Here is a 26,619-nt window from a genome sequence, read left to right on the forward strand (position 1 = left end):
GTCAGCATAAAATTCCGTCATGAATTCGTGAAATGGATTATCGTTATTTAAGGTATTCATCCAGTAAATAGTATGGAGCAGACATGAACCTTGCCCGCCTTGATCTCAATCTGCTGACATCACTGGATGTCTTGCTGGCGGAGTGCAATGTCACACGCGCGGCAGGGCGGTTAAATTTGTCGCAACCCGCGCTATCGAACCAGCTCAAGCAACTACGCGCCTTGTTTGATGATCCGCTACTGGTGCCAGGTGGTCCGCGCGGCATGTTGCCGACACCCCGGGCGCTAGCCCTGCAAGAGCCGCTGCGTGACTATCTGGCGCAACTGATTGCTCTGGTGGCCGAGCAGAAGGGATTTGATCCAGCCGCCGCAACCCGCACCTGGCGGCTGGCGGCTTCTGATGCCGTACATTCGGTGGTCATCCCCGGGCTGTTGCGGCGCCTGCGGGCCAAGGCCCCCGGGTGCCGGTTGGCCTTGTTGCAGCCCACGCCCAATCTGTTACTGGAAATGGCCAGCACCAATGAGGTTGATCTGGTGCTGGCCTCGCAGCCCTCCATGCCAGATCAACTAAAACACCGCGAGCTTTACAAGGAGCGCTTTGTTTGTGTGATGCGCAAAGATCACCCTTTGGCGGGTGCGCCGCTAGATCTGGATTCCTTCTGCGCAGCATCGCATCTGTTGTCATCCACTTCAGGTGGCAAATTTGAAGGTATTGTGGACGATACGCTGGCCGCGCTCGGGCGTACCCGCCACGTCATGCTGTCTGTGCCCAGCTTCTTGCTGGTGCCCTCGTTGCTGGCCAATAGCGATTTGATCTCAACCGTGCCCTTGCGGATGGCTCGCACCTGGCAAGACCGCGTCACCTTGCTGGCACCGCCTTGCGAAATTGCCGGGTTCTCAATGGAAATGGGGTGGCATCCGCGCAATCATGCCGATCCGGCTTTGCGTTGGTTGCGCGAACAAATCATGGAAGTAGTGAGCGAAGAACTGGTTGCCTAAGCCGTTGCCACAAGTTCCAGCCATTGGCAAAACGCGCCAATGGCGGGGTCGTCCATCATCAGTCGCGGCACAATCCAGCAAAACCCGCGTACTGGCACCACCGGCGCGGGCAGGGCGATCATGAGTTCGCCGCTGTCAATTTCAGACTGCATCATGGGGAGCGGGCCCAGTGTGACGCCCAGGCCGTTCATGGCGGCCTGCAAGGTAAAGTGAAAATGGTCGAACTGTAATGTGGCGGCAGGCTTGAGGTCTGGCACGCCTGCCAGCGTCAGCCAGCGTTGCCAGGCGGTTGGGCGTGCATCTGCATACAACAGGGTGTGACGCGCCAGGTCAGCCGGGCGATGGATGGGTGACTGTTTATACAGCGCCGGACTGCAGAGCAAAACTTCGCGCTCTTCCAGAAAAGGTTTGGCGACAAAACCCGGCCAGTCACCCGGGCCCCGGCGAATCGCCAGGTCAAACGGGGTATCGATCCGGCTGATGTCGCGATCGGAAGTCATGATGCGCAAGTCGATGTCCGGGTGTGCCGCTCTAAAACCGGCCAGCCGCGGCAGCAGCCAGTGCAAGGCAAACGTGGGTGTCGAGTTGATGGTGAGCCGGCGCTGCCGGTCTGGCTGTAGTAATTGCGCCGTGGCGCTGGAGATCAGATCCAGCCCGTCTTGCACCTGCACGAGGTACCGCCAGCCGGCGTCGGTCAGCTTGACACGACCACCGGCACGCTCAAACAACTGCACATTCAGCCATTCTTCGAGTTGTTTGATCTGCTTGCTCACAGCGCCATGCGTCACAAACAGTTCGTTGGCAGCGGCGGAAAAGCTTTCCAGGCGGGCTGCAGACTCGAATGCGCGCAATGCGTTCAGGGGAGGGAGGGCTTGACTCATGCTGTGAGTATATCTCACAAGCCGTGTAGCGATTACTCGTTTGAACAGCAGGGTTATTGCGCGTATTCTGCCACGCAGAACGGTTGTCAGAGCCTGCAGGAATATTGGCGGCAACCGTGCCACGTCTGGTTTTTGCGGCACCTTTACACTCAGGAAGAACACCATGCTTGAAGCCTACCGTCAGCACGTCGCAGAACGCGCCGCGCTCGGCATTCCGCCGTTGCCTTTGACCGCCCAGCAAACCGCCGACCTGGTGGCTCTGCTGCAAAACCCGCCCGCCGGCGAAGAAGAATTTCTGGTTGACCTGATTACTCACCGTGTTCCGCCAGGCGTGGATGACGCCGCCAAGGTCAAGGCCGCATTCCTGGCCGCCGTGGCGCAAGGCAAGGATTCCTGTTCGCTGATCAGCCGCGCCAAGGCCGTTGAACTCCTGGGCACCATGCTGGGTGGCTTTAACATCAAGCCGATGATCGATCTCCTCGGTGACGCTGAAGTGGGTACCGTCGCTGCAGAAGGCCTGAAGAAAACCCTCTTGATGTTCGATTATTTCCACGACGTCAAAGAGTTGGCTGACGCGGGGAATGCAAACGCCAAAGCTGTCATTCAGAGCTGGGCCGATGCCGAGTGGTTTACCAGTCGCCCGGAAGTGCCGCAATCGGTCACATTGACTGTCTTCAAGGTCACTGGCGAAACCAATACGGATGATCTGTCGCCAGCGCCGGACGCCTGGTCGCGCCCGGATATTCCGCTGCACGCTCTGGCCATGCTCAAGAACACCCGTGATGGCATCACGCCGGAAGAAGATGGCAAGCGTGGCCCGATCGCCTTCTTGCAAGACCTGGCCGCCAAGGGTCACCCGGTTGCCTATGTGGGCGACGTGGTCGGCACCGGCTCCAGCCGCAAGTCAGCCACCAACTCGGTACTGTGGTGGACTGGCGAAGACATCCCGTTTGTTCCGAACAAGCGTTTTGGTGGTTACTGCCTGGGCGGCAAGATCGCCCCGATCTTCTTCAACACGCAAGAAGACTCCGGCGCGCTGCCGATTGAAGTTGATGTCTCGCAACTGAATATGGGCGACGTGATTGAACTGCGCCCGTACGAAGGCAAAGTTCTGAAGAACGGCGCATCGGTTGCCGAGTTCAAGCTCAAGTCTGACGTGCTGTTTGACGAAGTGCGCGCTGGTGGCCGTATCAACCTGATTATCGGTCGCGGTCTGACTGCCAAGGCTCGCGAGGCATTGGGCCTGCCAGCCTCCACCTTGTTCCGTCTGCCACAAGCGCCGGCTGTTTCGACCAAAGGCTTCACTCAAGCCCAGAAAATGGTTGGTCGCGCTTGCGGTCTGCCGGAAGGTCAGGGCGTGCGCCCGGGCACCTACTGCGAACCGCGCATGACGTCGGTTGGCTCGCAAGACACCACCGGGCCGATGACCCGTGACGAACTGAAAGATCTGGCCTGCCTGGGCTTTAGTGCCGATCTGGTCATGCAGTCGTTCTGCCATACCGCAGCGTATCCAAAGCCGGTTGACGTCAAGACTCACCATGAGCTGCCGGAGTTTATCCGCAATCGTGGCGGTGTCTCGCTGCGCCCGGGTGATGGCGTGATTCACAGCTGGCTCAACCGCATGCTGCTGCCTGATACCGTCGGCACCGGCGGCGATAGTCACACCCGTTTCCCGATTGGCATTTCCTTCCCGGCTGGCTCTGGTCTGGTCGCGTTTGGTGCAGCTACTGGCGTGATGCCGCTGGATATGCCGGAATCCGTTCTGGTGCGCTTCAAGGGTGAACTGCAACCGGGCGTTACCCTGCGTGACCTTGTTAACGCGATCCCGTTGTACGCGATCAAGGCAGGCCTGCTGACCGTAGCCAAGGCTGGCAAAAAGAATATCTTCTCGGGTCGCATCCTGGAAATTGAAGGCTTGCCGAACCTGAAGGTCGAGCAAGCGTTTGAACTGACCGACGCTTCGGCAGAGCGTTCCGCCGCGGGTTGCTCGGTGCGCCTGGACAAAGCCCCGATCATCGAATATCTCAATTCGAATATCGTACTGCTCAAGTCCATGATCACCAACGGCTATGGCGATGCCAAGACGCTGGGTCGTCGCATCAAGGCCATGGAAGCCTGGCTGGCCAATCCGTCGCTGATCGAGCCGGACGCCGATGCGGAGTACGCTGCGGTCATCGAGATTGATCTGGCTGACGTCAAAGAACCGATTCTGGCCTGCCCGAACGATCCGGATGACGTGAAGGTGCTGTCTGAAGTCGCCGGCACAAAGATCGATGAAGTGTTCATCGGTTCATGCATGACCAACATCGGCCATTTCCGCGCCGCCGGCAAGTTGCTGGAAGGCAAGCGCGATATTCCGGTCAAGTTGTGGATTGCCCCGCCCACCAAGATGGATGCCCAGCAACTGACGGAAGAAGGCTATTACGGCACGTTTGGCACCGCTGGCGCCCGTACTGAAATGCCGGGCTGCTCGTTGTGCATGGGTAATCAGGCGCAAGTGCGTGAAGGTGCGACCGTGGTTTCGACCTCGACCCGCAACTTCCCCAACCGTCTGGGCAAGAACACCAACGTGTTCCTGTCGTCCGCCGAACTGGCCGCCATTGCTTCGCGTCTGGGCCGCCTGCCGACCGTGGCGGAATATATGGCCGACATGGGCGTGATCAGCGAGAAGGGTGCTGAGGTGTATCGCTACCTCAACTTCGATCAGATCGACACCTACCAGGCTGAAGCGGAAAAAGCTGCAGTTTGAGTGGTTTTGAGTTGAAAAAAAGCCGGCTGATTTAGCCGGCTTTTTTGTTGATGGTACACATCATGCTATTGCGTTGAGTTGGCTGTTTTCAGATTCACCGGAACAACCTCCTGCTCAGCGTGTTCAATACTGAGCGCTTTCATGAACTGGCGCACAGACTCTACGGTTGCAACATCAATCAGCCCTGCGGCACGCCGATCGCCAGGTTGCCCATCAAATGCAATATTGGCTTTGAACATGCGGCCACCCAGACGAGTCAGCATGCCAATTTTAATCGTGCCAGGTTGATAGCCATTTGCACGTAACCACGCCTGCGCCCTGTCTCTATTTACAATCCGTTCTCCGCCCAAAGCCTCTGCCAGCAATTCCAAAGGCCACTGGTTAGAGTTCTGATGCAGGGTAGAGAACGGGTATGAGACCACGCTGTAGCTGGGCTCATGCATACGTTGGAGCACAAGTGGATCGTGAAGCATTGGCCACAGTGCTTGCTGGGTTTTCTCGTCAGGAATCAGAATCAGTGAATCGAACGAGAACATGTCATCCAGGAAAAAATTACCCAGACCTTCATGCCAGAGCCGCGAAGTTGCCAAACCGCAATCGTTGAGCAGGTGTGTGATCCGCCATGGTTGGCCAGGCGCCTCCTGCGAAACAAAGCCCATGTGTGAATAGCGCAAGCCATACTGTGACAAGTCCTGACCGATGCGTGCGATCAGCGCAACACGAGGTTGCAGCTTGTCCAGTTGCTGAGACACCTGGAGCCCCGTTTCCAGTGCGTTTCGCACCACCACGCCATCAAGTGGCTTGTCACTGCAACTCTGTCCAGCCCAGGCAGCACTGCAAAATAAAGCTGTAGCAAGAATAGTTGTTGCTCTGAATAACCATAAACCCGCACGCATGGGGTTATTTTCCTGCCGTCGCTGGGGCGCTGGCATCGGCTGAAACAGGTGTGTGTTCCAGCAGGGAGGTGCCTACCGCATTGGGGACGAAGGCCAGAATCTGCCCAGAGTAGACCAGCGAGTACCCTGTGGCTTCAGAAACTGCAGTAATGGTCTGCCCAGTAACGACGCCAAGTTTTTTAACTGCACTAGCTGATACGGCGATCGTCGCTTTGCTGCCGTTTGCTGCATTTTCCACCGACATCTCCACGAGATCGTCCACGCCCATCACTAGTCCGACTAGGACCAGCACCGCGCCCCCTGCGCTGTCGGCGGAGGCCTCAAACGGCCTTCCACTTACCGATGTAACGGAGCCCTCTACGCTGGCCTTTGCACCGGAGGTGATGGCATCAGAGGCATCTTTGGCATTTGCTGCTGCAGCCAGACCCAATATGCTGATCGCAATTACCATCGCTTTCTTTATCATCATCGATTTCCCCTCTTGAAAAGAAAGCAAATCGTCAGCCTGTTGTCGTTGCTTTCCAAGGCAAATAACACAGATAGACAAGCCCCGTTTGGCAGTAGAAATGCTTTAGAAAAGGACATTTCTTTTTTCGAAATTGAATTGATCCTTTTGCAGACGAGGAGTACATTCCGCCCCGGAAATATCCAAATATTCAAACGGGTCCGCCCTTTACGTGGGCGACCACCTGGAGTTTTGCAATGACTGAACAATCCGCGCAGCCGATCGTGGTGGCGGCGCTCTATAAATTTGTCACCCTGACTGATTACGAAGCACTGCGCGAACCACTGCGCCAGTGCATGGAAGACCTTGGCGTGAAGGGCACGCTGCTGCTGGCCGAAGAGGGTATCAACGGCACAGTCTCAGGCACGCGTGAAGCCATTGACGGCTTGCTGGTCTGGCTGAAAAAAGATCCACGCATGCTGGGGCTGGATCATAAAGAGTCGTACTGCGACGAGCAGCCGTTTTACCGCACCAAGGTCAAGCTCAAGAAAGAGATCGTGACGCTCGGCGTGCCAGGCGTAGACCCGAACAAACGCGTCGGGACTTATGTCGAAGCGCAGGACTGGAACGCCATCATCTCTGACCCGGAAGTGCTGGTCATTGATACCCGTAACGATTACGAAGTCGCAGTGGGCACTTTTGAGCGCGCCATGGACCCGGCCACGAAGAGTTTTGGCGAGTTTCCTGACTACGTCAAAGCCAACTTTGACCCTGCAAAACACAAAAAAGTCGCCATGTTTTGCACCGGGGGCATCCGCTGTGAAAAAGCGTCCAGTTACATGTTGGGCGAGGGGTTTGAAGAGGTTTATCACCTCAAGGGTGGCATCCTCAAATACCTGGAGACGGTGCCGGAAGAAGAATCGCTCTGGAAGGGCGAGTGTTTTGTGTTCGACAACCGTGTCACCGTGCGACATGACCTCTCTGAGGGCGACTACGAACTGTGCCACGCCTGCCGTGAGCCCGTATCGGTTGAAGAGCGCGCTTCAGCCCACTATGTGCCAGGCATTAGCTGCCCGCACTGCTGGGATACATTGAGCGAGAAAACCCGTGCCGGTGCCCGTGAACGCCAGAAACAGATCGAGCTGGCTAAAAAACGCAATCAACCCAACCCGCTCGGTCGCAAAGTGGTGCGTGAGGAAGAGTGAATCACAAAGAACCAACAAAAAGCCCGTCTGATGACGGGCTTTTTGTTGGTCGCTCACATTTACTCTTCAGCATGCCTGACTGGCGCCGGTGGATTGGTGCGCACCCACTGCGTCAACCCGCGCAAGAAGTTGCGCAACAACTGGTCGCCGCATGCACGGTAATTTTTCTGACCTTCTTTGCGAAATAACGCAGACAACTCAGGACGCGAGACTTCAAAGTCAGCCAGCTTAAGAACTGCGTGCATGTCCTCTTCCTTCAGTTCAAAGGCCACGCGCAGTTTTTTGAGTACGATGTTATTGGTGACGGAGGGCTCCAGGGGCTGTGGCGGGCGGGCGTCATCACGGCCGCGACGGTAAATCACCAGACCATTCAGAAAGTGCGCCATGGGTAGGTCAGGGCAGGGTGTAAAACCCTCTTCGTCTTCTTTTAATAGCCACAGCGATATCTTGTCCAGAGTGACTTTCATGCCGCCCATATCAAAAATGGCAGCCAGTTGGGGCTCGCTCAGATCCAGCATGTAGCGCACGCCGCGCAGGATATCGTTGTGATTCATGTCTGGATTATTCCTTCAAAACAGTGATCTGCGCCGCCGCACATTGCCGCAGTGCGTTCAGGTAAACGCCGCATTGTACCCCCTTGGTGGTGACAAGCATGCACTTTGGGTGCGGTGAAGTCATGCCGGGCGACCTAGAAAAATTGACTTTCGTCCAACAAATTCCTGATTTTTCTTGCGTTTTTGGCGCAATGACACTTGCGTAACACCCCTGTTACGGGCAGAATCGCCCCTCTTGTGGCTCGGGGCGGACTTGCCTCGAATTTTTCAATGCTTGATGGCTTGCCCACCCATCCGCTGCGCACTTTGCGTCAGCAAAGTGGCAAGACGTCTTAGACCTTCTAGCCCAGGGGGTGTGGGATATTATGAATATTCTGGCTACGGCTGCGTCCATGCAGCTGGATATGTCCTCTCAATTGCCGATCTCGGCATATTTCGACGAAACCCTGTACCAGCGCGAGCTTGAACTTCTGTTCGAGCGCGGCCCCAAGTACATCGGTCATGAGCTTATGGCGCCGGAAGTGGGTGATTACCACGTCCTGGAAAGCACCAATGGCGCGCGTTACCTCAAACGTACGGCCAATAACGTCAAGGCGCTATCCAACGTCTGCCGGCACCGCCAGGCATTGATGCTGGAAGGACGCGGCAATGGCTCGCATACCGTGTGCCCGCTGCACCGCTGGACGTACAACAATGACGGTCATTTGCTGGGCGCACCGCATTTTGACGGCAACCCTTGCCTGCACCTGCCGGAGACGGAACTGGTGAACTGGAATGGTCTGCTGTTTGAAAAAAATGGCCGCGACATCGAGGGCGACCTTAAAAATCTGGGTGTCGCCAAAGACCTGGATTTCTCTAACTACGTATTCCACAGCGTCTCGGTCGACGAATATGAAGGCAACTGGAAAACCTTCATTGAAGTCTACCTGGAGGACTACCACGTCGAGCCATTCCACCCCGGGCTGGGCAAGTTCGTCACCTGTGATGACTTGAAGTGGGAGTTTGGCGATTGGTACTCCGTGCAGACCGTTGGAGTGCATAACGCACTAGCCAAGCCGGGCTCTCACACGTATCAAAAATGGCACGAGGAAGTCCTGCGTTACAACAACGGCAAACAACCGCCGTATGGTGCGATCTGGTTAACGTACTACCCGAACGTGATGGTGGAGTGGTATCCACATACCCTGGTGATCTCGACACTGATTCCGACGGGCCCGCGCAGTTACAAGAACGTGGTGGAGTTTTATTACCCGGAAGATATCGCGTACTTCGAACCGGAGTTTGTCGAGGCCGAGCAAGCTGCCTACCAGGAAACTGCGGTAGAAGATGGCGAGATCATTCGCCGCATGGAGCAAGGCCGCGAAGCGCTTTACACGGCCGGGCGCAACGAAGTGGGGCCGTACCAGTCCCCGATGGAAGACGGCATGCAGCATTTTCACCGTTTTTTGCGTCGCGAACTGGGCATGTAACTTGCCAATTGCACAAAGAAAAACCCGCCTGATGGCGGGTTTTTCTTTGTCGTCGCCACGCCGACGCGGGGTCATCCAGCCCCCACACGGACATATTGATCACGCTGACATGCAGGCTTGCTCTGGGCGAGTACGGTAAACCCACGGTCATCAAGACCACTCGTTTTTACCGTTGAACAGTAAAGGATTGCATCATGAAAAAAAGTGATCATCACGCTGTGCATGTCGGCCGCCACGTTGCTCGCCGGCACCGCGCTGGCTACCGACAACTCATCCGTTACCTCGCATCACGACTACAACAGTGACAACAACGCCAACATCAGCAGCCCGGCTGGCACCAACGTTCAAGACTTGAACAGCACAGATGCACCAAATATGGATTCGGCAACTCCTGGTGAGCAATCGCGCGCGCAGGCGCACGGCAGTTAACGGATATTGCAGTCAATATTGTCTGACATGTAATTATCTTCCGTCTGTCATGCCATCTGTGCAGACACCTGCACCAGTACGCAAAACAGAGGGGTAAAGTGTGAGTGTGTCCTCATAAAGGGCGCATTTGACGTCACAACATAAAGGAGATCGTCATGAAAAAGGCAATCATCACAGCCTGCACAATCGCCGCTGCCCTGGTGGCTGGCTCTGCCATGGCGGGTGCGACAGGCGAACACCCGTACCGCAACGGTGTTCTGGATAATTCGCCAGCGTTCTACAAGCATATGCAAGATGGAACCACCAATAACAACATGGGCCTGACCCAGCCGACCGCAACCGGCACCGACTCTTCGTCCAGCATGGATTCATCCAGCTCGACGAACTAATACATAAAATTGCTGTATCGATGACCCGGCCGAGCCATTTGCCGGGTCATCGTCGTTATAACGGCCGGATAGCGCGCTCACGCCTTGTGATTCAACGCCTGCGGCCATATGTTGTGCTGGTCAAACCCGGTACACATACATGAAACCTGACTCGCAACCTGTCGCACCCCGCAACGACTGGCAAACGCTTGGCACTCTGCTGCCCTATTTGCTGAAGTATAAAACCCGCGTGATTGCGGCCATGGTGCTACTGATTGCCGCCAAAGTGGCCAACGTGGGCGTACCGTTGGTCCTCAAAGGGATTGTTGATCACCTGGACGGCCACAAGGGGCCACTGGTGTTGCCGCTCGCCCTCGTTGGTGCGTACGGCCTGCTGCGCCTGTGTTCTTCCGTTTTTGGCGAAATGCGTGACGCGGTTTTTGCCAAGGTGACTCAAGGCGCAATCCGCCGTGTCGCCCTGCAAGTGTTCGATCATCTACATGCTTTGTCTTTGCGTTTTCATCTGGAGCGCCAAACCGGCGGCATGAGTCGCGACATTGATCGTGGCACCAAGGGCATCGCCTTTCTACTCAACTTCACGCTGTTCAACATCCTGCCCACGCTGGTGGAAATCTTCCTGGTGGCAGGCGTGCTGTTGAAGAAATACGACTGGTATTTCGCTGCGATTACCTTTGGCACCATCGTGATCTACATCGCCTTCACGCTGGGCGTGACCGAATGGCGCATGGTGTTTCGCCGCACCATGAACAATATGGATTCCGAGGCCAGTACGCGCGCCGTAGACAGCCTGCTGAATTACGAAACAGTCAAATATTTTGGCAACGAACGCTGGGAATCAGAGCGCTACGATAAAAGCCTGATGAAGTGGGAGGCCGCTGCCGTCAAAAATCAGGTTTCGCTCTCGTTCCTCAACGCAGGCCAGGCCGGGATTATTGCGATCGGGGTGTCCGCACTGGTCGGTCTGGCCGCACAAGAAGTCGTTACCGGCAAAATGACGCTGGGTGACCTGGTGCTGGTCAACGCGTTCTTGTTGCAACTCTATGCCCCACTGAACTTCCTGGGTTTTGTGTACCGGGAAATCAAGCATTCGCTGGCCGATATGGAGAAAATGTTCACCTTGTTGGGGCAGAACGCAGAAATCAAAGACAGCGCCGACGCTTTGCCGCTGCAGGCTCAGCGTGCCAACGTCCGCTTTGAGAATGTGGACTTCGGCTACGAAAACAACCGGCAGATCTTGCACGGCGTGTCGTTTGAAGTGCCTGCTGGCCATACGGTGGCTGTGGTGGGTAGTTCTGGCGCCGGCAAATCCACGCTGTCGCGCCTGCTGTACCGCTTTTATGACGTGAGCAGTGGCAGCATCAGCATTAACGGGCACGACTTGCGTGCACTGACACAAGGCTCGTTGCGCCAGCACATTGGCATCGTTCCGCAAGATACCGTGCTGTTTAACGACACCATTTATTACAACATTGCTTATGGCCAACCTGATGCCTCGCGTGAAGAGGTGATTGATGCGGCACGGTCGGCGCACATCTACGACTTCATCATGAGTCTGCCCGATGGCTTTGACACCATGGTGGGAGAGCGGGGCCTTAAGTTGTCAGGTGGGGAAAAGCAACGGGTGGCCATTGCCAGAACCATTCTCAAGAACCCACCCATTTTGATCTTTGACGAAGCCACTTCAGCGCTTGATTCAAAAACCGAGCGTAGCATCCAGGCTGAACTCAAAGAGATTTCCGCCAACCGTACCACGCTGGTGATCGCGCACCGCTTATCAACCATTGCCGATGCCGATGAAATCCTGGTGATGGAGGCCGGGCGAGTGGTCGAGCGCGGCCATCATCGGGCCTTGCTGGCGGCAAACGGCGTTTATGCCCGTTTGTGGTCCATGCAGCAGCATGAGGCTGAACACGCGCCAGGCGACAAACCCGTCGACGCCATCTGAGGTTTTTAGCTAACAAAAAACGGCGCCAGGCTACTGCTGGCGCCGTTTTTCATGTTGCGGCACACCATTGACGTTGCGCCAATGCGTGCATATAGATAAGGACAAGGTTGCCCAAAGTGCACACGTGATCAGCCGGGCTGCCTTGATAAACCCAGAAGCCACTGGAAACCCGGTTACGACCCTGCACGCGGCAAAACCTGTAGATGCCAGATTGTCACGGCACTGCATTTGCCGTTATCAGACACCGCCTTTCCATGCCTTTCGCTCTGGCAACGCCAACTTGTGGAGTGATATCGGTATGACTACGCGCAGAACCCTTCTGAAACTGTCTGTTGCCACCATGGCCGCCGGCCTCGTTGCCGCGCACGTCTGGGCGGACGCAACCAAACCCGTGATCGCGCTCTTGCCCGGCGTGGTGGACCCGTTTTATTTCACCATGCACCGTGGCGCGGAAAAAGCGGCCAAGGAAGAGGGCGTGGAACTGTTGTTCCAGGTGCCCAAGTCCTGGAATACCACTGAACAAGTACCGATCCTGAAAGCGTTCATTGCCAAGAAACCGGATGTGCTGCTGGTTTCTCCGGTCGATAAACAGCAGTTGATCCAGCCTCTGAAAGAGGCCGCCGACGCGGGCATCAAGGTGATTACGGTCGATACGTATATCGGCGACGGCAAGTATCAGACCGGCAAGGGCGATGCGGACTTCCCGTTGTCGTATATCGCATCCGACAATACCGAAGGCGGCCGCATCGCAGCACGTGCACTGGCCAAGGCCATTGGCGACAAGGGCGAGGTCTACTGTGAGGACAATAAACCCGGCATTTCCAGTACCGATGCACGCGTAGACGGGTTTCTGGAAGAAATGAAAAAGCACCCGAACATCAAGGTGCTGGACACCCAATACAACGAGGATGACGCCAACAAGGCCGCTGCGCACATTGCAGCCATCCTGGCGCGCAACCCGAATCTGGCAGGGGTCTTTGGCGCCAACACGTTTTCGGGCAAGGGCGCGGCCGAAGGGGTGAAGAAGGCGGGCAAGAGCGGCAAGATCAAGGTGGTGGTCTTTGATGCCGTGCCCGGCATTGATCAGGACATCAAGAGTGGCCTCGTTGATATTGCCATTGCGCAAAAACCGGCCGAAATGGGTTATTACGGGGTGAAATACGGCGCTGACGCTGCCCGGGGAAAGAAAATTCCGGCTCAAAAGGGTACGGGCTTTGTGGTGCTGGATAAATCCAATATTGATGGCGACGGCAAGCAGTACATCTACTCTAATTAGTCACGCCTGATTTGCACCTGTTGCTGGCGTCAAAACTGGCGCCAGCCCCGTCTGTCTTGATGGAACCCGCTCATGGAAGAATCCGGCAAACGGATGGATCGACTGGCCTTGATTACCAAGGTCTGGCCCTGGTTGTTTCTGGCCGCGCTTCTGGTGTTTTTTGAGGTCTGGGCGCAAATCGTGGCGCGCAGATCGTTCGTCTTTAATCTGTATAACGTGCAGTCAATCATGCTGGCTGCCAGCGCCCCCTTGTTACTCGCTATTGGCCAGACCTTTGTCATCATCACCGCGGGCATTGATCTGTCGGTTGGCTTTGTCATGGGTTTGTCTGCGGTATGCGTGGCCCAATTTGCGTTACTTGGTGGGCAATCGGCAGGCTCATTGGTGCTGGCCTCCGTCGGCACCCTACTGGTTTGCCTGATTCCGGGTTACGTCAACGGCGTACTCATTGCCCGTATGGGGGTGCCTGCTTTTATTGGCACGCTGGGTATGTACGGCGTGGCACGCGGCGCGGGTTTTCTGGCGGCAGGCAGTGGCATGACGGTCTCGGTGAATCATCCCGGGCTTGCCTGGCTAGGTACTGGCTGGGTGCCGATCGGGGTTACGGGCGTCTTGTTGTTGATCATGCATTTTGTTCTGTCGAAAACGCGCTTTGGCCAATACACCTATGCGATCGGCGGCAATCTGCAATCCGCTGCGCGTGCAGGGATCAACGTCAAGCGCCACCTCACGGTGGTTTATATGCTGGCGGCGTTATTCGCAGCCATTGGCGGCATTGTGTATACGGCGCGATTTGCCGCCGGCGCGGCCAACGCTGGCGAATCCATGCTGCTTGATTCGATTGCCGCCGTAGTCATTGGCGGTGCCAGCCTGTTCGGGGGTACTGGCAATGTCATTGGTACGCTGATTGGGTCGCTGATTATCGCGGTTATCCAGTTCGGGCTCATTTTCATTGATATCAACGCGTTCTGGCAGTTCATTGCCGTTGGCGTGGTCATTATTCTGTCGGTACTGATTGATCAGTACAAAGAACGGCTGGGGAGGGAGGGCTGATGGCCGTGACGCCGCTACTGGAAGTGCGCAACGTATCAATCCATTTTGGCGGGGTACAGGCACTGAAGAATGTATCGCTAAGCATCGTGCCTGGTGAGGTCGTCGCTCTGGCGGGTGACAATGGCGCGGGCAAATCCACGCTGATCAAGATTATTTCAGGTGTTTACAAAGCGACCGCCGGCGAGTTGTTTTTTGACGGCCAGCCACTGGTATCGCGTGATCCCCAGGATGCCCGCAGCAAGGGGGTCGAGACCATCTACCAGGATTTGGCGCTGGCTGACAATCTGGACGTTGGTGGCAATATTTTTCTGGGGCGAGAACCCATGCGGCGCTGGTTGGGTTTATCGGTTATTGATCGTGAACACATGCACAAAGTGGCGCGGGAAGTGCTGGACCGGCTGGATATTGTCATTCCCGAGCGCAAACTGACAGGGCCCGTGCAGATGCTCTCTGGCGGCCAACGCCAGGCCATCGCCATCGGCCGCGCCATTTACTGGAATGCACGCTTGCTGATCATGGACGAGCCCACGGCCGCACTCGGGGTGCCAGAGCAGCGCAAGGTCATGTCACTGATTCAGACGCTCAAGGCGCAAGGTGTTGCCATTTTGCTGGTGTCGCACAACTTGCATGATATTTTCGCTGTGGCAGATCGCATTGTGGTGTTGCGGCGCGGGGAGGCCGTAGGGGAGCGGCGTGTGGCGGATACACACGGCGAAGAAATTGTCGGACTAATGGTGGGGAGTGAGTACGCCAGCGCCGTGCCGTAACTCTGGATCTGACGCAAACAGAAATTGATATATCAAAATGTATGAGCTGCGGCGTAACTCGGGATAAAATGGATTGGATAGTCCAATCCAGGTTTATCTGTGTCAGCGAGTACGAGCTTCATGACCTCCGATATCAGCAATCATGATTGCGCCGAGCGCGTGCTGGAAGCCGCCATGCAGGTGTTTTGCGAATCCGGCTATCGCGCCAGCATTGATCTCGTCGCCAGCCGGGCCGGCGTGGCACGCCAGACGGTTTACAACCGTTTTGGCAGTAAACAGACGTTGTTTGAATCTGCCTTGTCAGCAAAAGTGGAAGAAATGCTGTCCATTTTTGAGAACGGGAAGGGCAATTTACGAGACCGGTTGATTGAATTTGGTGTGAGTTTCCGGGAGCGGGCACTGACACCGGAATCCGTGAACCTCCACCGGGTATTGATCAGTGAAGCGTCGCGCTTCCCTGAGCTGGGTCGTCACTTTTATCAAAATTGCGTACAGCGCTGCACAACACAAATTGCGGCTGAGCTTGCCCGTTCGATGCAAGCCGGCGACCTGCGCCACGAGGACCCGGCGCGCACTGCCAACATGTTGCTGGATTTACTGGCGAGCCGAGAGAAACTGGCCATGATATTTGGCGAAAATCCGCCGGCGCTTGAGCGAGAGACTGAGGCCGTCACCGAAACGATCGATTTTTTTCTACGGGCACTCAAACCGTTGTGAGTTTTCATTAGAAACAATGGCTTATGGAAAACCATGGTCTGACCCATAAAAAACGGCGCCTCATACGGGCGCCGTTTTTGTCTGCCAATCTGGCACGATCAGCAGGTGTGTTGTCCACCATTCATGGCAATGTTGGCGCCCGTCATAAAGCCGGATAAATCAGACGCCAGGTAAGCAATCAGGCTGGCGACTTCCTCTGGTTTGCCCAGGCGGCCAACCGGAATCTGCGCGACAATCTTGCCTCGCACCTCTTCGGGCACCGCCATCACCATCTCAGTCGCGATGTAACCTGGACTGATCGTGTTTACGGTGACGCCTTTTTTTGCCACTTCTTGCGCCAGCGCCATGGTGAAACCATGCATGCCGGCCTTGGCAGCCGAGTAGTTGGTCTGACCAAACTGACCTTTCTGCCCGTTGATCGAAGAAATATTGATCACCCGACCCCAACCGCGCTCGGACATGCTGTCCACAAATTGTTTGGTGACGTTGAACAAAGAGTCCAGATTGGTTGCCATGACGACATCCCAATCCACCTGGGTGAGCTTGCGAAAGCTGGCGTCGCGGGTAATGCCTGCGTTGTTGACCAGCACATCCACATCGCCTACCGCCTCCCGGATGCGCGTAGCCAGATTGACGCAAGCGTCATAACTGGCGACATCGCATTCGAAGGCATGAAACGCATATCCCGCATCGCGGGTTTCGCTGAGCCATTTCTGTTCTTTGCCGGGCCGGGAATAGGTGGTCACTACCGTAAAACCACCATCCGCGAGTGTCTTGCAAATGGCGGTGCCAATCCCGCCCATGCCGCCAGTGACCAGTGCGACTTTGGCCATGAGAGTCTCCTCGTTATTTTAAGACCGGAATTCTTTGCCAGATTCCGGCACAATCCTGTTCCTGTGGTCGCACCCTTGCCGGATACAACCAATTCAATAATAAAACCTCTTTTGGAAAAGGGAATTACGAATGAGCCAAGATAGTGAATTGACAAGGAAAGTTCGTGCGATTCTGGTTTCCGGCGCTTCAACGGGCATTGGCTATTGTGCAGCGCACGAATTAAGAAACCTGGGTTGGCGGGTATTTGCCACGGCAAGACAAGCCGATGATGTTGCCAGATTGGCGTCGGAAGGGCTTGAAGCACTACAGCTGGATATCGCAGACAGCGCATCCATCAAGGCTTGTACCAATGAAATACTGATGCGCACTGGCGGTACGCTGGATGCGCTGTTCAATAACGCAGGTTTTGGTCTACCCGGCGCAGTGGAAGACCTCACGCGTGATGCAATGCGTCATCAATTCGAAACCAATGTATTCGGCACAATTGAATTGACCAATGCCATTCTGCCCGCCATGCGCCGGCAAAAATACGGCCGGGTGGTGATCAATAGTTCAATTCTGGGTTATGCCGCCATGCCGTATCGCGGCGCCTATAACGCCAGCAAATTTGCGCTGGAAGGTTTTGCCGATACCTTGCGCCAGGAACTCAAGGGAAGCGGTGTGTTTGTTTCGTTGATCGAACCCGGTCCGATCACCAGCCGCTTCCGGCCCAATGCGCAGCAGCAGTTTTCCCGCTGGATCAATCCTGAGATGAGTTTTCACAGGCCATCTTATGAGGCCATGCAGGCACGACTGGCCAAACCCGGCCCCGCCGCACCTTTTACACTTCCTCCGCAAGCAGTGGTCAAAGCGCTTTTACGGGCGCTTGATCAATCGCAACCACCCGCACGCCAACCGGTGACAGTTCCGGCCGTCGTGTTCTGGTATCTGAAAAAATGGTTGCCAATCAATTTGCTGGACAGACTTTTACTGGCAGCAAGTGGCGACGAACCGGGCTACAGTTACGGCAGAAAACGCAGATAACGCGTTTATGCATCCGTCAAAATCACAAGTTTGCGGCCTTGTCCAGAATTGAGGGACAAGGGGTGTTCGTATAGAATACGGAATTCCAATCTGTACCCACTGCCATGACCAAGTACATCTTCGTTACCGGTGGCGTTGTTTCCTCCCTGGGGAAAGGCATCGCCGCCGCGTCTCTGGCCGCTATTCTTGAGTCACGCGGTCTCAAAGTCACCATGATGAAGCTCGATCCATACATCAACGTGGATCCGGGCACCATGAGCCCCATGCAGCACGGCGAGGTCTTCGTGACCGAAGACGGCGCCGAAACCGACCTGGACCTGGGTCACTATGAGCGCTTCATCCATTCCAAGATGAAGAAGCGCAACAACTTCACCACGGGTCAGATCTACGAATCGGTCATCAAGAAAGAGCGCCGCGGCGACTATCTTGGCAAGACCGTTCAGGTCATTCCGCACATCACCGACGAAATCAAATCTTTCATCGACGCAGGCGCCAATGATGCGCAACTGGCGGTGATTGAAGTCGGCGGTACGGTTGGGGACATTGAATCCCTGCCGTTCCTTGAAGCCATCCGCCAGATGGGCGTGAACCTGGGTAAGGAAAACACCTGTTTCGTCCATCTGTCCTACGTGCCGTACATCGCGGCCGCAGGCGAGATCAAAACCAAGCCGACACAACACAGCGTGAAGGAATTGCGTGAAATCGGCATTCAGCCTGACGTGCTGATTTGCCGTGCCGACCGCATTGTGCCGGACGACGAACGCAAGAAGATCGCACTGTTCACTAACGTGTCCGAACGTGCCGTGATTTCCTGCCCGGACATGCCGTCGATCTACCAGATCCCGAGCGTGCTCTCCAATCAGGGCATCGACGAGATCATCTGCAAGCAACTGCAACTGGATCTGCCGCCGGCCAATCTGGCGACCTGGGACAAGATTGTTCACGCCATCCAGAACCCGCAGCAAACCGTGCACGTTGCCATGGTTGGCAAGTATGTTGATCTGACCGAATCATACAAATCGTTGATCGAAGCACTGAAGCACGCGGGCATTCATACCGGCTCTGAGGTGAAGATCGACTTCATTGACTCCGAAAGCCTCGAAACTGAAGGTGTTGACGTTCTTAAGAACGTGGACGCCATTCTGGTGCCAGGTGGCTTTGGCAAACGCGGCGTGGAAGGCAAGATTCGCGCCGTGAAGTACGCCCGCGAAAACAATGTGCCGTACCTGGGTATTTGTCTGGGCATGCAGATTGCGCTCATTGAATACGCTCGCGACAAAGCGGGGATGAGTGGCGCCAACTCAACCGAGTTCGATCTCGAAACAGACTTCCCGGTTGTCGCCCTGATTGATGAGTGGGTTAACCACGACGGCAAGATTGAAAAGCGCGATGAGAATTCCAACATGGGTGGCACCATGCGCCTTGGCGCGCAAGAGTGCCGTCTGGATGAGGGTTCTCTGGCGGCAAAAATTTACGGCGCCAACGCAATTACCGAACGTCATCGTCATCGCTATGAAGTGAACAACCACTATCTGCCACGCCTCGAGGCGGCCGGACTGAAGATCAGCGGCAAGTCCACGGGCGCAGAACAACTGGTTGAAACCATCGAACTGCCAGAACATCGCTGGTTCTTTGCTTGTCAGTTCCACCCGGAGTTCACCTCCACGCCACGCGATGGCCACCCTCTGTTCAAGGCATACATCGAAGCTGCCATTGCCAACGCCCGTGAACACGGCCGCGAAGGCGTAAGCTGCTGATCAACCGATCAATGACTTGTCTGTGAAAAATGAGGCGCTCGCCAGTCTGGCGAGCGCTTGCTCACCGACACCTCACTGGAGCAAACCATGAAACTGTGCGGATTTGAAGTCGGGCTCAATCAGCCCTTTTTTCTGATTGCCGGCCCCTGCGTCATCGAAGGCGAGCAGTTCTCTATTGATGTTGCCGGTCAACTCAAAGAGCTCACGACCGAGCTGGGCATCAATTTCATTTTCAAGTCCAGCTTTGACAAAGCCAACCGCTCTTCGGGCAAAACCTTCCGTGGCTACGGCATGGAAGAGGGCTTGCGCATTCTGGCCAAGGTCAAAGAACAGATTGGCGTGCCTGTACTGACAGACATCCATGAAATCGATCAGATCAAGCCTGTATCTGAAGTGGTGGATGTCTTGCAAACTCCGGCCTTCCTGTGCCGCCAGACCGACTTCATTCGCGCCTGCGCCCAATCGGGCCGGCCAGTGAATATCAAGAAAGGCCAGTTCCTGGCCCCCGGCGACATGAAGAACGTCATCGACAAAGCGCGCGATGCCGCACGCGATGCCGGCCTGCCAGAAGACCTGTTCATGGCCTGTGAGCGTGGTGTTTCGTTCGGCTACAACAACCTTGTCAGCGACATGCGCAGCCTGTCGATCATGCGCGAGACCGGTGCGCCGGTCGTGTTTGATGCCACTCACTCCGTGCAACTCCCTGGCGGCCAGGGCACAAGCTCCGGCGGTCAACGCGAGTTCGTGCCGGTACTGGCACGTGCGGCCGTTGCCGTGGGTGTCGCCGGTGTTTTTGCCGAAACTCACCCGAACCCCGCCTGCGCAATGTCCGATGGTCCAAATGCATGGCCTCTGGGGCGCATGAAGGAACTCTTGACCACGCTCAAAACCATTGATGCCGCCGTCAAGGGCACGCCTTTTATCGAACAAACTTTGTAATTCAAATGGGCTATTCTGATAGCCGCACCGACCACTGGGTTTGAAAGAAGCAGCAGTACCAAGATCAATCACCTACAGAGGTAAAGCCAATGAGCGCTATTGTTGAAGTCATTGCGCGCGAGATTCTGGATTCTCGCGGCAATCCGACCGTTGAAGCTGACGTTCTGCTGGAATCCGGCGTGATGGGCCGTGCTGCAGTGCCGTCTGGTGCATCCACCGGCGAACGTGAAGCACTTGAACTGCGCGATGGTGACAAGAGCCGCTACGGTGGCAAGGGCGTGCTGAAGGCTGTTGAGAACATCAACACCGAAATCTGTGAAGCCATCATCGGCCTCGATGCTGCCGACCAGGCCTTCATCGACAAGACCATGCTGGATCTGGATGGCACCGAAGACAAGAGCAAGCTGGGCGCCAACGCCGTGCTGGCCGTGTCTCTGGCTGTTGCCAAGGCTGCCGCCGATGAAGCTGGCCTGCCGCTGTACCGCTACGTGGGTGGCTCGGGCCCGATGGCTCTGCCGGTGCCGATGATGAACGTGATCAACGGTGGCGAGCACGCCAGCAATAGCCTGGACTTCCAGGAAATCATGCTGATCCCGGCTGGCGCAACGAGCTTTCGCGAAGCCCTGCGCTGGGGTGCAGAGATTTTCCATACACTGAAGAAAATCCTGCACGACAAGCATCTGCCGACACAAGTGGGCGACGAAGGTGGCTTTGCGCCGGACGTCGCTAACGCTGACGAAGCGCTGGAATTGTTGATGCAAGCCATCGACAAGGCCGGCTACAAGGCTGGCGAACAAATCCTGATCGCACTGGATTGCGCTGCTTCCGAGTTCTTTGACAAAAGCACCGGCAAGTACGTCTACAAGAAGAGCGACAAGCGCGAACTGACCAGCGAACAGCAAGTTGACTACCTGGAAAGCCTGGTCAACAAGTTCCCGATCATCTCGATCGAGGACGGCATGGGCGAGCGTGACTGGGACGGCTGGAAAGTGCTGACCGATCGCCTGGGCAAGCGCGTCCAACTGGTGGGCGATGACCTCTTTGTGACCAACACCAAGATTTTGGCCGAAGGCATCAAGAAGGGCATTTGCAACTCCATCCTGATCAAGGTCAACCAGATCGGTTCCTTGTCTGAAACCCTGGCTGCGGTCGATCTGGCCAAGCGCTTTGGCTACACCTCGGTAATGAGTCATCGTTCGGGCGAAACCGAAGACAGCACCATCGCTGATCTGGCTGTTGCAACCAACTGCATGCAGATCAAGACTGGCTCGTTGTCCCGTTCTGACCGAATCGCCAAGTACAACCAGCTTCTGCGTATCGAAGAAGAACTGGGTGATGCTGCGTACTACCCAGGCTTTGACGCCTTCTACCAGGTGCGCAAGTAACATCACGCTCCGACAGTCGCCCGCAAAAAATGACGCATTGCGTAATGCCTCATTAGGTTTTGCGGTGCGGCTGTAGTAACATCCCAACCGGAGCAAATTGCTCCGGTTTTTATTTCTACACGCCCAAAATACATGCGGACACTCGCGATCGCTCTTGCCTTGCTGATTCTGTTGCTGCAATGGCCGCTCTGGATAGGCAAGGGCAGTTGGCTGCGCGTCTGGCAGCTAGACACCCAGCTCTCCACGCAACGCGACAAAAACGAAAAGCTCAAAGAGCGCAATGCTGCGCTTGAAGCTGACGTGGTGGATCTGAAAACAGGCACCACCGCTATCGAAGAGCGTGCCCGTAATGAGCTAGGCATGGTTCGACAGGATGAAGTGTTCTTTCAGATCCTGGATAGCCGCAAACCAGCACCATCCACCGCCAGTTCCAGTCTGGACGCCCCCATGGCCAGTACCGTCGCTACGGCATCGGCCGCACAATAAACAACCCGGATACAGAACAGAACGGGCGCCGCATTTGGCCAAACTGTTATCCTTTCATCTGTTTATTTTTAGTTTCCTGCAAAACTGTTCTGTTTTTGATCCAGGCACGATATAGTGCATTGACCTCCTTGCGGACGCGATGCCATGAACGACCTGAGCTTTGCCGCTGGCCGGCGCAAACCGGACACCCTCTACCACCAATTGGCGGAGGATCTCGCGCAAGCCATTCTGGCCGGCATGCTCAAATGCGGCGAGAAACTACCCTCTGTGCGCAAAATGTCAGCGCAGCGCCAGTTGAGTCTTTCCACCGTCATGGAGGCCTATCGTGAACTGGAAGATCGCGGTCTGATTGAGGCCCGACCGCAAAGCGGGTTCTACGTCCGCAGCGCAATGGCCTTTGCCGCGCCCGCTCTGACTCAGCCCCCGAAAACCCCTTCCAACGTAGTAACCCAGGCGGAGTACTGGCCGTATCAGTCCAACCAGTTTGCGGATGTCAAAGTTGATTTTGGTCTGGCGATTCTCAATCCGGAACATTTTCCGCTCCAGCCCCTGCAACGCCTGCTGTCACAGATCTCCCGGCACGAGCCTGAACTACTGGCCGACTATGGCACGCCCCCTGGAGACCCTGAACTACGTCGGCACATTGCGCGCCGGGCACTGGCATGGGGAGGGCACTTTGAAGCGGACGACGTCATTGTCACGCACGGGTGTCTCGAGGCGATCAACCTGTGTTTGCGCGCGGTCACCCGACCAGGCGATGTGGTCGCCATAGAGTCGCCAGCGTATTTTGGCGTCTTGCAGATGCTGGAGAGCTATCAACTCAAGGCGCTTGAAATCCCGACCCACCCGCAAACCGGCATCTCGGTCGAAGCACTGGAACTGGCTACGCGCAACGGTCAGGTCAAGGCCGCCTTGTTGCTGCCCAATTTCTCCAATCCGATCGGCAGCTTGATGCCCGACGAAAACAAGCGTCGGCTCGTCGAATTGCTGGCTGAGCGAAATATCCCGCTGATTGAAGACGACCTGTACGGTGAGTTTTTTCACCATGGCGAACGTCCGCGCCCGGCCAAGGCCTTCGATAAAACCGGCAACGTAATGCTGTGTTCGTCGTTTACCAAAACGCTGGTACCCGGTTTTCGGATTGGCTGGGTGGTTGCGGGGCGCTGGCGCAGAGAACTGGAAAAACTCAAGTTCATCAACACCTATTCGACTTCCACGCTACTCCAGAAAACAGTGGCCCGGTTCCTGGAAAATGGCGGCTACGATCATCACCTGCGCAAGTTGCGGCGCGCGGTGGCGGACCAGTTAAATTGTGGCGCAGCCGCAATTCAGCGCTACTTTCCGGCTGAGACGCGCCTGAACGTACCGCAGGGCGGCTTTGTACTTTGGGTGGAGCTACCGGCAGGGATCAACACCCAGACACTCCTGCAGCGCTCAATCGAGGAAGGCATTGTCTTTGCGCCTGGCGAATTGTTCTCACCCAGTCGCAGTTATCGCAATTGCTTGCGCATTTGCTGTGTCGAGACATGGACGACACGACACGAGCGCGCCATCCAGCGCCTCGGGCAATTGGCGCAAGCATTACTGGACGAGCAATCCACCGAAGAACTCGCCATCCCTGCCGCCTGATGCATCACAGTTGTTGTGGTGCGGCGGCCAGAAGGTCAGGGCTGTCTGTTGATGATCCGTCGGCATCAACATCTGTACCCATAACCAACGGGCAGCTCTCCGGACCATTAGTCTGGATTTCTTCGCAGTAGGGCGAGTAACTCATCATGCACGGCGGGATTTTATGATCCTGGTCGACCCAGACCACCTCAAACCGCTGGCCACACACACTATCCAGAATGGCTTCCAGCGTACCCACGTCGTCAACCATGTCGGCGCAGACGGGAGAGATGAGGCCCGCACTTAGCAGGCCCGCGAGGGAAAGACGGCGTAGCATACGGCCTCCTTCACCGGCCCGGGGTGTTAGTCGGGCGCGTCAGGATAAGACCGTAATGACAATGTCAAGTTCTGGCCAGGGTTCGCATTTTTCAGCTTGTTCTTACACGCCACGACGAACGGAAGACCGGCCAGCGCCATGCACCAGGCCAGTGCAATCGCCACCCGCTGCTCGACGTCACCAGGCTGAATCTCGCATCATCAATACCTTCGATCAAAACGGTCGACCTGCAGTTGATTCGCCAGGATTCGCCGCAACGCAGCACAATGTCTTCACCCGGCACGGAGATCCATATCTGGCCTTGTTCGCAACGAACCACCGTGTACTCAGCTTTTTTCAAGCTAACCAGCGAGGAACAGGCAATCAGGGTGGTTTTCATGGCAAAGACTCCGCATCAGCTTCAGACACGGCCAGAATACGGTGCCGACAAATACCCTGGTAGCTGCATCAATCAGTACAGTTCACCTTCGCAGTTGCACTAAAAAGCAGACTGTTATGCTGAACAGCAATGAAAGCTGTTATGCACTTCGCATCCAGCTTTAGTCCTCCTCTGCCTCTTGGGCATCTTGCTGCGGCCACGGCAACCCCTTGCGCAGGGCTCGCAGCAAAAATCTAGCCGGATCAATGGCTTGTGCGAGATCACGCTCCACCGGCAGGGGTTCGCCATTGAGTTGTGCTGCCAGCAACTCTGCCGCCAGGGGCGCAAAAGTCAGCCCTCGCGACCCCAAACCCAACAAACAATACAAATGAGGATGACGCCGGATGTGGAATAACTGATGCGCCTTGCCTTGTTCAAGGCCTGGAAGCGGCAGGGCGCCAACCAGCGGTAAACGATCAGCCGAACCCGGACGCACGCATAGACGCGTAGCGCCCGTTTGCTCTGGCGCAATAACACAATCAGCAAACAGCAACTGACTGCGCAGGACGTTCTCGGCTTCGGCCTGAGTTTCCTGGCCGGCTTGCGCAGGTGCTGCGCCGGTTGTGTGCCAGCCACCCAGTGCAGGTGTCACGTAACCCGCGCCTGATATGCCTGTTCGCACTTCAGGCAGCGCCCCTTCAGCGATCAATGTTGTACTGCGTTGCGACGCGGTGAGTGGCAACTCCGCCGCTTGCGACAACAGTTTTGCCGCAAATGCATTGGCCAGAACCACCACGGGCGCGCGCGCCAGCAATTGGCCATCCACACCCAACGCATGCCACTCGCTTTCAACATATTCGAGCCGCGCAACAAATTGATTGCCAGCAAACTGAATGGCATCGGGATGCCGCGCCAGGCTGGCTTCACAGAAGCTGCGTGGCTGCACCCAGGCGCCCCGTTCAAACCACCAGGCGCCCCAGTCAGTAGCCAGATTAAACTGCTGCGCCACCTCAGCCGGCTCTAGCCAGCGCAATATGGCCGCCGGCCATTCACCACTCGCGGCAATGGAGCGAAAGGTAAGCGCCTGGTCGGCCGTCCGCGCCAACTGCACCAACCCGGGCGTGCCCCATACAGGCCGACTGGATGCACTGGCAAAACCAGCCAGGTGCCGCAAGGTGTATTCGCTACCCGCGCGGGTTAGGCGCGCCAGCAGGTTGTCGTCACGAGTAAAGTGCGCGTGCATCAGCCCGACGTGATTGCCAGACGCGCCTTGAGCTGGCGCATCCGCCTGATCCAGCACTTTGACCTGCCACCCCCGAGCTGCCAATCGCTCTGCCACAGCACAACCCGCCATGCCGGCACCAATCACCAATGCCTGTCGCTTGCCGGCATAGACCGGACGCGAATGCGGTGGACGCGCCACCGTGCCGGCGAGCCGCAGCCGTTTGCTGCCATAACCAGTTTCTTTGCGCGCAGAAAACCCCGCCTCAGTCAGGGTATCGCGCACCGATCGGGCAACGGTATACGTGGCCAGCGTGGTATCGGATGTGCTGTTGCGCCACAACGCGCGCAATACGTCAGTCGACCAGATGTCCGTGTTTTTGCTGGGAGAAAAACCATCCAGGTAGATGGCGTCGAAGCGTGCATCAAGCTGATTAAGCAGAGTGATCGCCTCTCCCAGCAACAGCGTGAGCGTAACGCGGCCACCATCAAGGTGCAGACGATGAAACCCCGGCGTGAGTTGTGGCCATTGCTCACGCAATGCTGCCGACAACTCCGCCAGTGCAGGGTATCGCTGATGCAGAACGGCCAGATCTTCGACCCGGAAAGGGTGCTTTTCAACCGACACAAAATGCAGCTGGCGTGACCGTTTCGGGTCCGCCCGCCAGGCCTGCCAGGTCACCAGGAAGCTCAGCCCCTGACCGAAACCGGTTTCTGCAACGGTAAATGTCTCACGGTCGCGCCAACGCTCCGGCAAACCATTGCCCGCCATAAATACCTGGTGCACCTGACCTTCGCCACCTTCGTCCGAGTGGTAAATGTCGTCGTAAATACTGGACCAGGGAATATGGTCTTTTGAAAAGGCAAGCTCAGCCGGAACAATCGGTGGGTAGGGCAT

At 56.3% G+C, this 26,619-nt stretch carries 25 protein-coding genes; 17 read left to right on the forward strand and 8 right to left on the reverse strand.

From position 1 onward, the window contains the following. Positions 1 to 83: 83 nt before the first annotated feature. Positions 84 to 998, forward strand: a complete 915-nt coding sequence (locus tag IEX44_RS00815; RefSeq protein WP_188687741.1) for a LysR family transcriptional regulator — start codon at positions 84 to 86, stop codon at positions 996 to 998. Here the strand turns inward: IEX44_RS00815 and gcvA are convergent. Continuing rightward, complete coding sequence (gene gcvA / locus IEX44_RS00820) at positions 995 to 1,879, reverse strand: transcriptional regulator GcvA (protein WP_188687743.1); 885 nt, start codon at positions 1,877 to 1,879, stop codon at positions 995 to 997. The genes IEX44_RS00815 and gcvA overlap by 4 nt on opposite strands. A 163-nt stretch (positions 1,880 to 2,042) precedes the next feature. Here gcvA and acnB point away from each other — a divergent pair, with 163 nt between their 5' ends. Next, entirely contained in the window at positions 2,043 to 4,628 is a 2,586-nt protein-coding gene (acnB, locus tag IEX44_RS00825; protein ID WP_188687745.1) for a bifunctional aconitate hydratase 2/2-methylisocitrate dehydratase, read from the forward strand. 65 nt (positions 4,629 to 4,693) lie between these two features. Here the strand turns inward: acnB and IEX44_RS00830 are convergent, their stop codons facing one another. Both IEX44_RS00830 and IEX44_RS00835 read right to left on the reverse strand, forming a co-directional pair. Next, positions 4,694 to 5,524, reverse strand: a complete 831-nt coding sequence (locus IEX44_RS00830) for a DUF2145 domain-containing protein (protein ID WP_188687747.1) — start codon at positions 5,522 to 5,524, stop codon at positions 4,694 to 4,696. A 4-nt stretch (positions 5,525 to 5,528) separates the two neighbouring features. Then, positions 5,529 to 6,071 (reverse strand): hypothetical protein, encoded by a 543-nt coding sequence (locus IEX44_RS00835; protein ID WP_188687749.1) that lies wholly within the window; start codon positions 6,069 to 6,071, stop codon positions 5,529 to 5,531. A gap of 155 nt (positions 6,072 to 6,226) precedes the next feature. Between IEX44_RS00835 and trhO the strand changes: the two genes are divergently transcribed. Further along, a complete protein-coding gene (gene trhO, locus IEX44_RS00840; protein WP_188687751.1) occupies positions 6,227 to 7,174 on the forward strand; it encodes an oxygen-dependent tRNA uridine(34) hydroxylase TrhO in 948 nt (315 codons plus the stop codon). Positions 7,175 to 7,233: 59 nt separating this feature from the next. Here trhO and IEX44_RS00845 read toward each other — a convergent pair whose 3' ends face one another. Continuing rightward, positions 7,234 to 7,728 (reverse strand): YehS family protein, encoded by a 495-nt coding sequence (locus IEX44_RS00845; protein ID WP_188687752.1) that lies wholly within the window; start codon positions 7,726 to 7,728, stop codon positions 7,234 to 7,236. Positions 7,729 to 8,093: 365 nt separating this feature from the next. Between IEX44_RS00845 and IEX44_RS00850 the strand changes: the two genes are divergently transcribed. The 8 genes from IEX44_RS00850 (at position 8,094) to IEX44_RS00885 (ending at position 15,773) form a co-directional block, all read left to right on the forward strand. Then, positions 8,094 to 9,197: an aromatic ring-hydroxylating oxygenase subunit alpha gene (locus tag IEX44_RS00850; protein WP_188687754.1), complete on the forward strand. Its 1,104-nt coding sequence runs from the start codon at positions 8,094 to 8,096 to the stop codon at positions 9,195 to 9,197. A gap of 204 nt (positions 9,198 to 9,401) precedes the next feature. Then, positions 9,402 to 9,626 (forward strand): hypothetical protein, encoded by a 225-nt coding sequence (locus IEX44_RS00855; protein ID WP_188687756.1) that lies wholly within the window; start codon positions 9,402 to 9,404, stop codon positions 9,624 to 9,626. Between the two features lie 155 nt (positions 9,627 to 9,781). Next, entirely contained in the window at positions 9,782 to 10,015 is a 234-nt protein-coding gene (locus IEX44_RS00860; RefSeq protein ID WP_188687758.1) for a hypothetical protein, read from the forward strand. 139 nt (positions 10,016 to 10,154) lie between these two features. Then, positions 10,155 to 11,960 (forward strand): ABCB family ABC transporter ATP-binding protein/permease, encoded by a 1,806-nt coding sequence (locus IEX44_RS00865; protein WP_188687760.1) that lies wholly within the window; start codon positions 10,155 to 10,157, stop codon positions 11,958 to 11,960. A 298-nt stretch (positions 11,961 to 12,258) separates the two neighbouring features. Then, positions 12,259 to 13,236: an ABC transporter substrate-binding protein gene (locus IEX44_RS00870; protein ID WP_188687762.1), complete on the forward strand. Its 978-nt coding sequence runs from the start codon at positions 12,259 to 12,261 to the stop codon at positions 13,234 to 13,236. A gap of 72 nt (positions 13,237 to 13,308) precedes the next feature. Continuing rightward, entirely contained in the window at positions 13,309 to 14,289 is a 981-nt protein-coding gene (locus IEX44_RS00875) for an ABC transporter permease subunit (protein ID WP_188687764.1), read from the forward strand. Beyond that, a complete protein-coding gene (locus IEX44_RS00880) occupies positions 14,289 to 15,056 on the forward strand; it encodes an ATP-binding cassette domain-containing protein (protein ID WP_188687766.1) in 768 nt (255 codons plus the stop codon). The genes IEX44_RS00875 and IEX44_RS00880 overlap by 1 nt, the downstream gene beginning before the upstream one ends. Positions 15,057 to 15,176: 120 nt before the next feature. Next, the gene (locus tag IEX44_RS00885; RefSeq protein ID WP_188687768.1) at positions 15,177 to 15,773 is read left to right on the forward strand and encodes a TetR/AcrR family transcriptional regulator; all 597 of its coding nucleotides are present in this window, start codon (positions 15,177 to 15,179) and stop codon (positions 15,771 to 15,773) included. Between the two features lie 98 nt (positions 15,774 to 15,871). Here IEX44_RS00885 and phbB read toward each other — a convergent pair whose 3' ends face one another. Beyond that, the gene (phbB, locus tag IEX44_RS00890) at positions 15,872 to 16,606 is read right to left on the reverse strand and encodes an acetoacetyl-CoA reductase (RefSeq protein ID WP_188687770.1); all 735 of its coding nucleotides are present in this window, start codon (positions 16,604 to 16,606) and stop codon (positions 15,872 to 15,874) included. Positions 16,607 to 16,736: 130 nt separating this feature from the next. On the opposite strand from phbB, the gene IEX44_RS00895 reads away from it, so the two are divergent. The 6 genes from IEX44_RS00895 to IEX44_RS00920 all read left to right on the forward strand — a co-directional run bounded on the left by IEX44_RS00895 (position 16,737) and on the right by IEX44_RS00920 (position 23,826). After that, positions 16,737 to 17,630 carry an SDR family NAD(P)-dependent oxidoreductase gene (locus tag IEX44_RS00895; protein ID WP_188687772.1) on the forward strand — a complete coding sequence of 298 codons (894 nt, stop codon included), beginning with the start codon at positions 16,737 to 16,739 and terminating at the stop codon, positions 17,628 to 17,630. Positions 17,631 to 17,734: 104 nt separating this feature from the next. Next, positions 17,735 to 19,387 (forward strand): CTP synthase, encoded by a 1,653-nt coding sequence (pyrG, locus tag IEX44_RS00900; RefSeq protein WP_188687774.1) that lies wholly within the window; start codon positions 17,735 to 17,737, stop codon positions 19,385 to 19,387. A gap of 87 nt (positions 19,388 to 19,474) precedes the next feature. After that, the gene (kdsA, locus tag IEX44_RS00905; RefSeq protein ID WP_188687775.1) at positions 19,475 to 20,326 is read left to right on the forward strand and encodes a 3-deoxy-8-phosphooctulonate synthase; all 852 of its coding nucleotides are present in this window, start codon (positions 19,475 to 19,477) and stop codon (positions 20,324 to 20,326) included. An 89-nt stretch (positions 20,327 to 20,415) separates the two neighbouring features. Next, complete coding sequence (gene eno, locus IEX44_RS00910; protein ID WP_188687777.1) at positions 20,416 to 21,711, forward strand: phosphopyruvate hydratase; 1,296 nt, start codon at positions 20,416 to 20,418, stop codon at positions 21,709 to 21,711. 132 nt (positions 21,712 to 21,843) lie between these two features. Beyond that, entirely contained in the window at positions 21,844 to 22,197 is a 354-nt protein-coding gene (ftsB, locus tag IEX44_RS00915) for a cell division protein FtsB (protein ID WP_188687779.1), read from the forward strand. 144 nt (positions 22,198 to 22,341) lie between these two features. Then, positions 22,342 to 23,826, forward strand: coding sequence for an aminotransferase-like domain-containing protein (locus tag IEX44_RS00920; protein ID WP_188687781.1), 1,485 nt, complete (start codon positions 22,342 to 22,344; stop codon positions 23,824 to 23,826). A 4-nt stretch (positions 23,827 to 23,830) separates the two neighbouring features. Here IEX44_RS00920 and IEX44_RS00925 read toward each other — a convergent pair whose 3' ends face one another. The 3 genes from IEX44_RS00925 to mnmC all read right to left on the reverse strand — a co-directional run bounded on the left by IEX44_RS00925 (position 23,831) and on the right by mnmC (position 26,619). Further along, the gene (locus IEX44_RS00925) at positions 23,831 to 24,142 is read right to left on the reverse strand and encodes a hypothetical protein (RefSeq protein ID WP_188687783.1); all 312 of its coding nucleotides are present in this window, start codon (positions 24,140 to 24,142) and stop codon (positions 23,831 to 23,833) included. Positions 24,143 to 24,233: 91 nt separating this feature from the next. Continuing rightward, the gene (locus IEX44_RS00930) at positions 24,234 to 24,521 is read right to left on the reverse strand and encodes a DUF2917 domain-containing protein (protein WP_188687785.1); all 288 of its coding nucleotides are present in this window, start codon (positions 24,519 to 24,521) and stop codon (positions 24,234 to 24,236) included. A 160-nt stretch (positions 24,522 to 24,681) separates the two neighbouring features. Next, positions 24,682 to 26,619: a bifunctional tRNA (5-methylaminomethyl-2-thiouridine)(34)-methyltransferase MnmC2/FAD-dependent 5-carboxymethylaminomethyl-2-thiouridine(34) oxidoreductase MnmC1 gene (mnmC, locus tag IEX44_RS00935; protein WP_188687787.1), complete on the reverse strand. Its 1,938-nt coding sequence runs from the start codon at positions 26,617 to 26,619 to the stop codon at positions 24,682 to 24,684.

The organism is Silvimonas amylolytica, assembly GCF_014645555.1.
GTDB lineage: Bacteria > Pseudomonadota > Gammaproteobacteria > Burkholderiales > Chitinibacteraceae > Silvimonas > Silvimonas amylolytica.

What these genes read in the sequence shown, in the direction of transcription:
- phbB (WP_188687770.1), bottom strand. Translation starts at nt 16,606, where the DNA reads ATGGCCAAAGTCGCACTGGTCACTGGCGGCATGGGCGGGATTGGCACC.
- gcvA (WP_188687743.1), bottom strand. Translation starts at nt 1,879, where the DNA reads ATGAGTCAAGCCCTCCCTCCCCTGAACGCATTGCGCGCATTCGAGTCT.
- IEX44_RS00920 (WP_188687781.1), top strand. Translation starts at nt 22,342, where the DNA reads ATGAACGACCTGAGCTTTGCCGCTGGCCGGCGCAAACCGGACACCCTC.
- IEX44_RS00925 (WP_188687783.1), bottom strand. Translation starts at nt 24,142, where the DNA reads ATGCTACGCCGTCTTTCCCTCGCGGGCCTGCTAAGTGCGGGCCTCATC.
- IEX44_RS00830 (WP_188687747.1), bottom strand. Translation starts at nt 5,524, where the DNA reads ATGCGTGCGGGTTTATGGTTATTCAGAGCAACAACTATTCTTGCTACA.
- IEX44_RS00885 (WP_188687768.1), top strand. Translation starts at nt 15,177, where the DNA reads ATGACCTCCGATATCAGCAATCATGATTGCGCCGAGCGCGTGCTGGAA.
- ftsB (WP_188687779.1), top strand. Translation starts at nt 21,844, where the DNA reads ATGCGGACACTCGCGATCGCTCTTGCCTTGCTGATTCTGTTGCTGCAA.
- IEX44_RS00815 (WP_188687741.1), top strand. Translation starts at nt 84, where the DNA reads ATGAACCTTGCCCGCCTTGATCTCAATCTGCTGACATCACTGGATGTC.
- acnB (WP_188687745.1), top strand. Translation starts at nt 2,043, where the DNA reads ATGCTTGAAGCCTACCGTCAGCACGTCGCAGAACGCGCCGCGCTCGGC.
- IEX44_RS00875 (WP_188687764.1), top strand. Translation starts at nt 13,309, where the DNA reads ATGGAAGAATCCGGCAAACGGATGGATCGACTGGCCTTGATTACCAAG.
- IEX44_RS00870 (WP_188687762.1), top strand. Translation starts at nt 12,259, where the DNA reads ATGACTACGCGCAGAACCCTTCTGAAACTGTCTGTTGCCACCATGGCC.
- IEX44_RS00880 (WP_188687766.1), top strand. Translation starts at nt 14,289, where the DNA reads ATGGCCGTGACGCCGCTACTGGAAGTGCGCAACGTATCAATCCATTTT.
- kdsA (WP_188687775.1), top strand. Translation starts at nt 19,475, where the DNA reads ATGAAACTGTGCGGATTTGAAGTCGGGCTCAATCAGCCCTTTTTTCTG.
- eno (WP_188687777.1), top strand. Translation starts at nt 20,416, where the DNA reads ATGAGCGCTATTGTTGAAGTCATTGCGCGCGAGATTCTGGATTCTCGC.
- IEX44_RS00860 (WP_188687758.1), top strand. Translation starts at nt 9,782, where the DNA reads ATGAAAAAGGCAATCATCACAGCCTGCACAATCGCCGCTGCCCTGGTG.
- IEX44_RS00850 (WP_188687754.1), top strand. Translation starts at nt 8,094, where the DNA reads ATGAATATTCTGGCTACGGCTGCGTCCATGCAGCTGGATATGTCCTCT.
- trhO (WP_188687751.1), top strand. Translation starts at nt 6,227, where the DNA reads ATGACTGAACAATCCGCGCAGCCGATCGTGGTGGCGGCGCTCTATAAA.
- IEX44_RS00865 (WP_188687760.1), top strand. Translation starts at nt 10,155, where the DNA reads ATGAAACCTGACTCGCAACCTGTCGCACCCCGCAACGACTGGCAAACG.
- IEX44_RS00895 (WP_188687772.1), top strand. Translation starts at nt 16,737, where the DNA reads ATGAGCCAAGATAGTGAATTGACAAGGAAAGTTCGTGCGATTCTGGTT.
- pyrG (WP_188687774.1), top strand. Translation starts at nt 17,735, where the DNA reads ATGACCAAGTACATCTTCGTTACCGGTGGCGTTGTTTCCTCCCTGGGG.
- IEX44_RS00930 (WP_188687785.1), bottom strand. Translation starts at nt 24,521, where the DNA reads ATGAAAACCACCCTGATTGCCTGTTCCTCGCTGGTTAGCTTGAAAAAA.
- mnmC (WP_188687787.1), bottom strand. Translation starts at nt 26,619, where the DNA reads ATGCCCTACCCACCGATTGTTCCGGCTGAGCTTGCCTTTTCAAAAGAC.
- IEX44_RS00845 (WP_188687752.1), bottom strand. Translation starts at nt 7,728, where the DNA reads ATGAATCACAACGATATCCTGCGCGGCGTGCGCTACATGCTGGATCTG.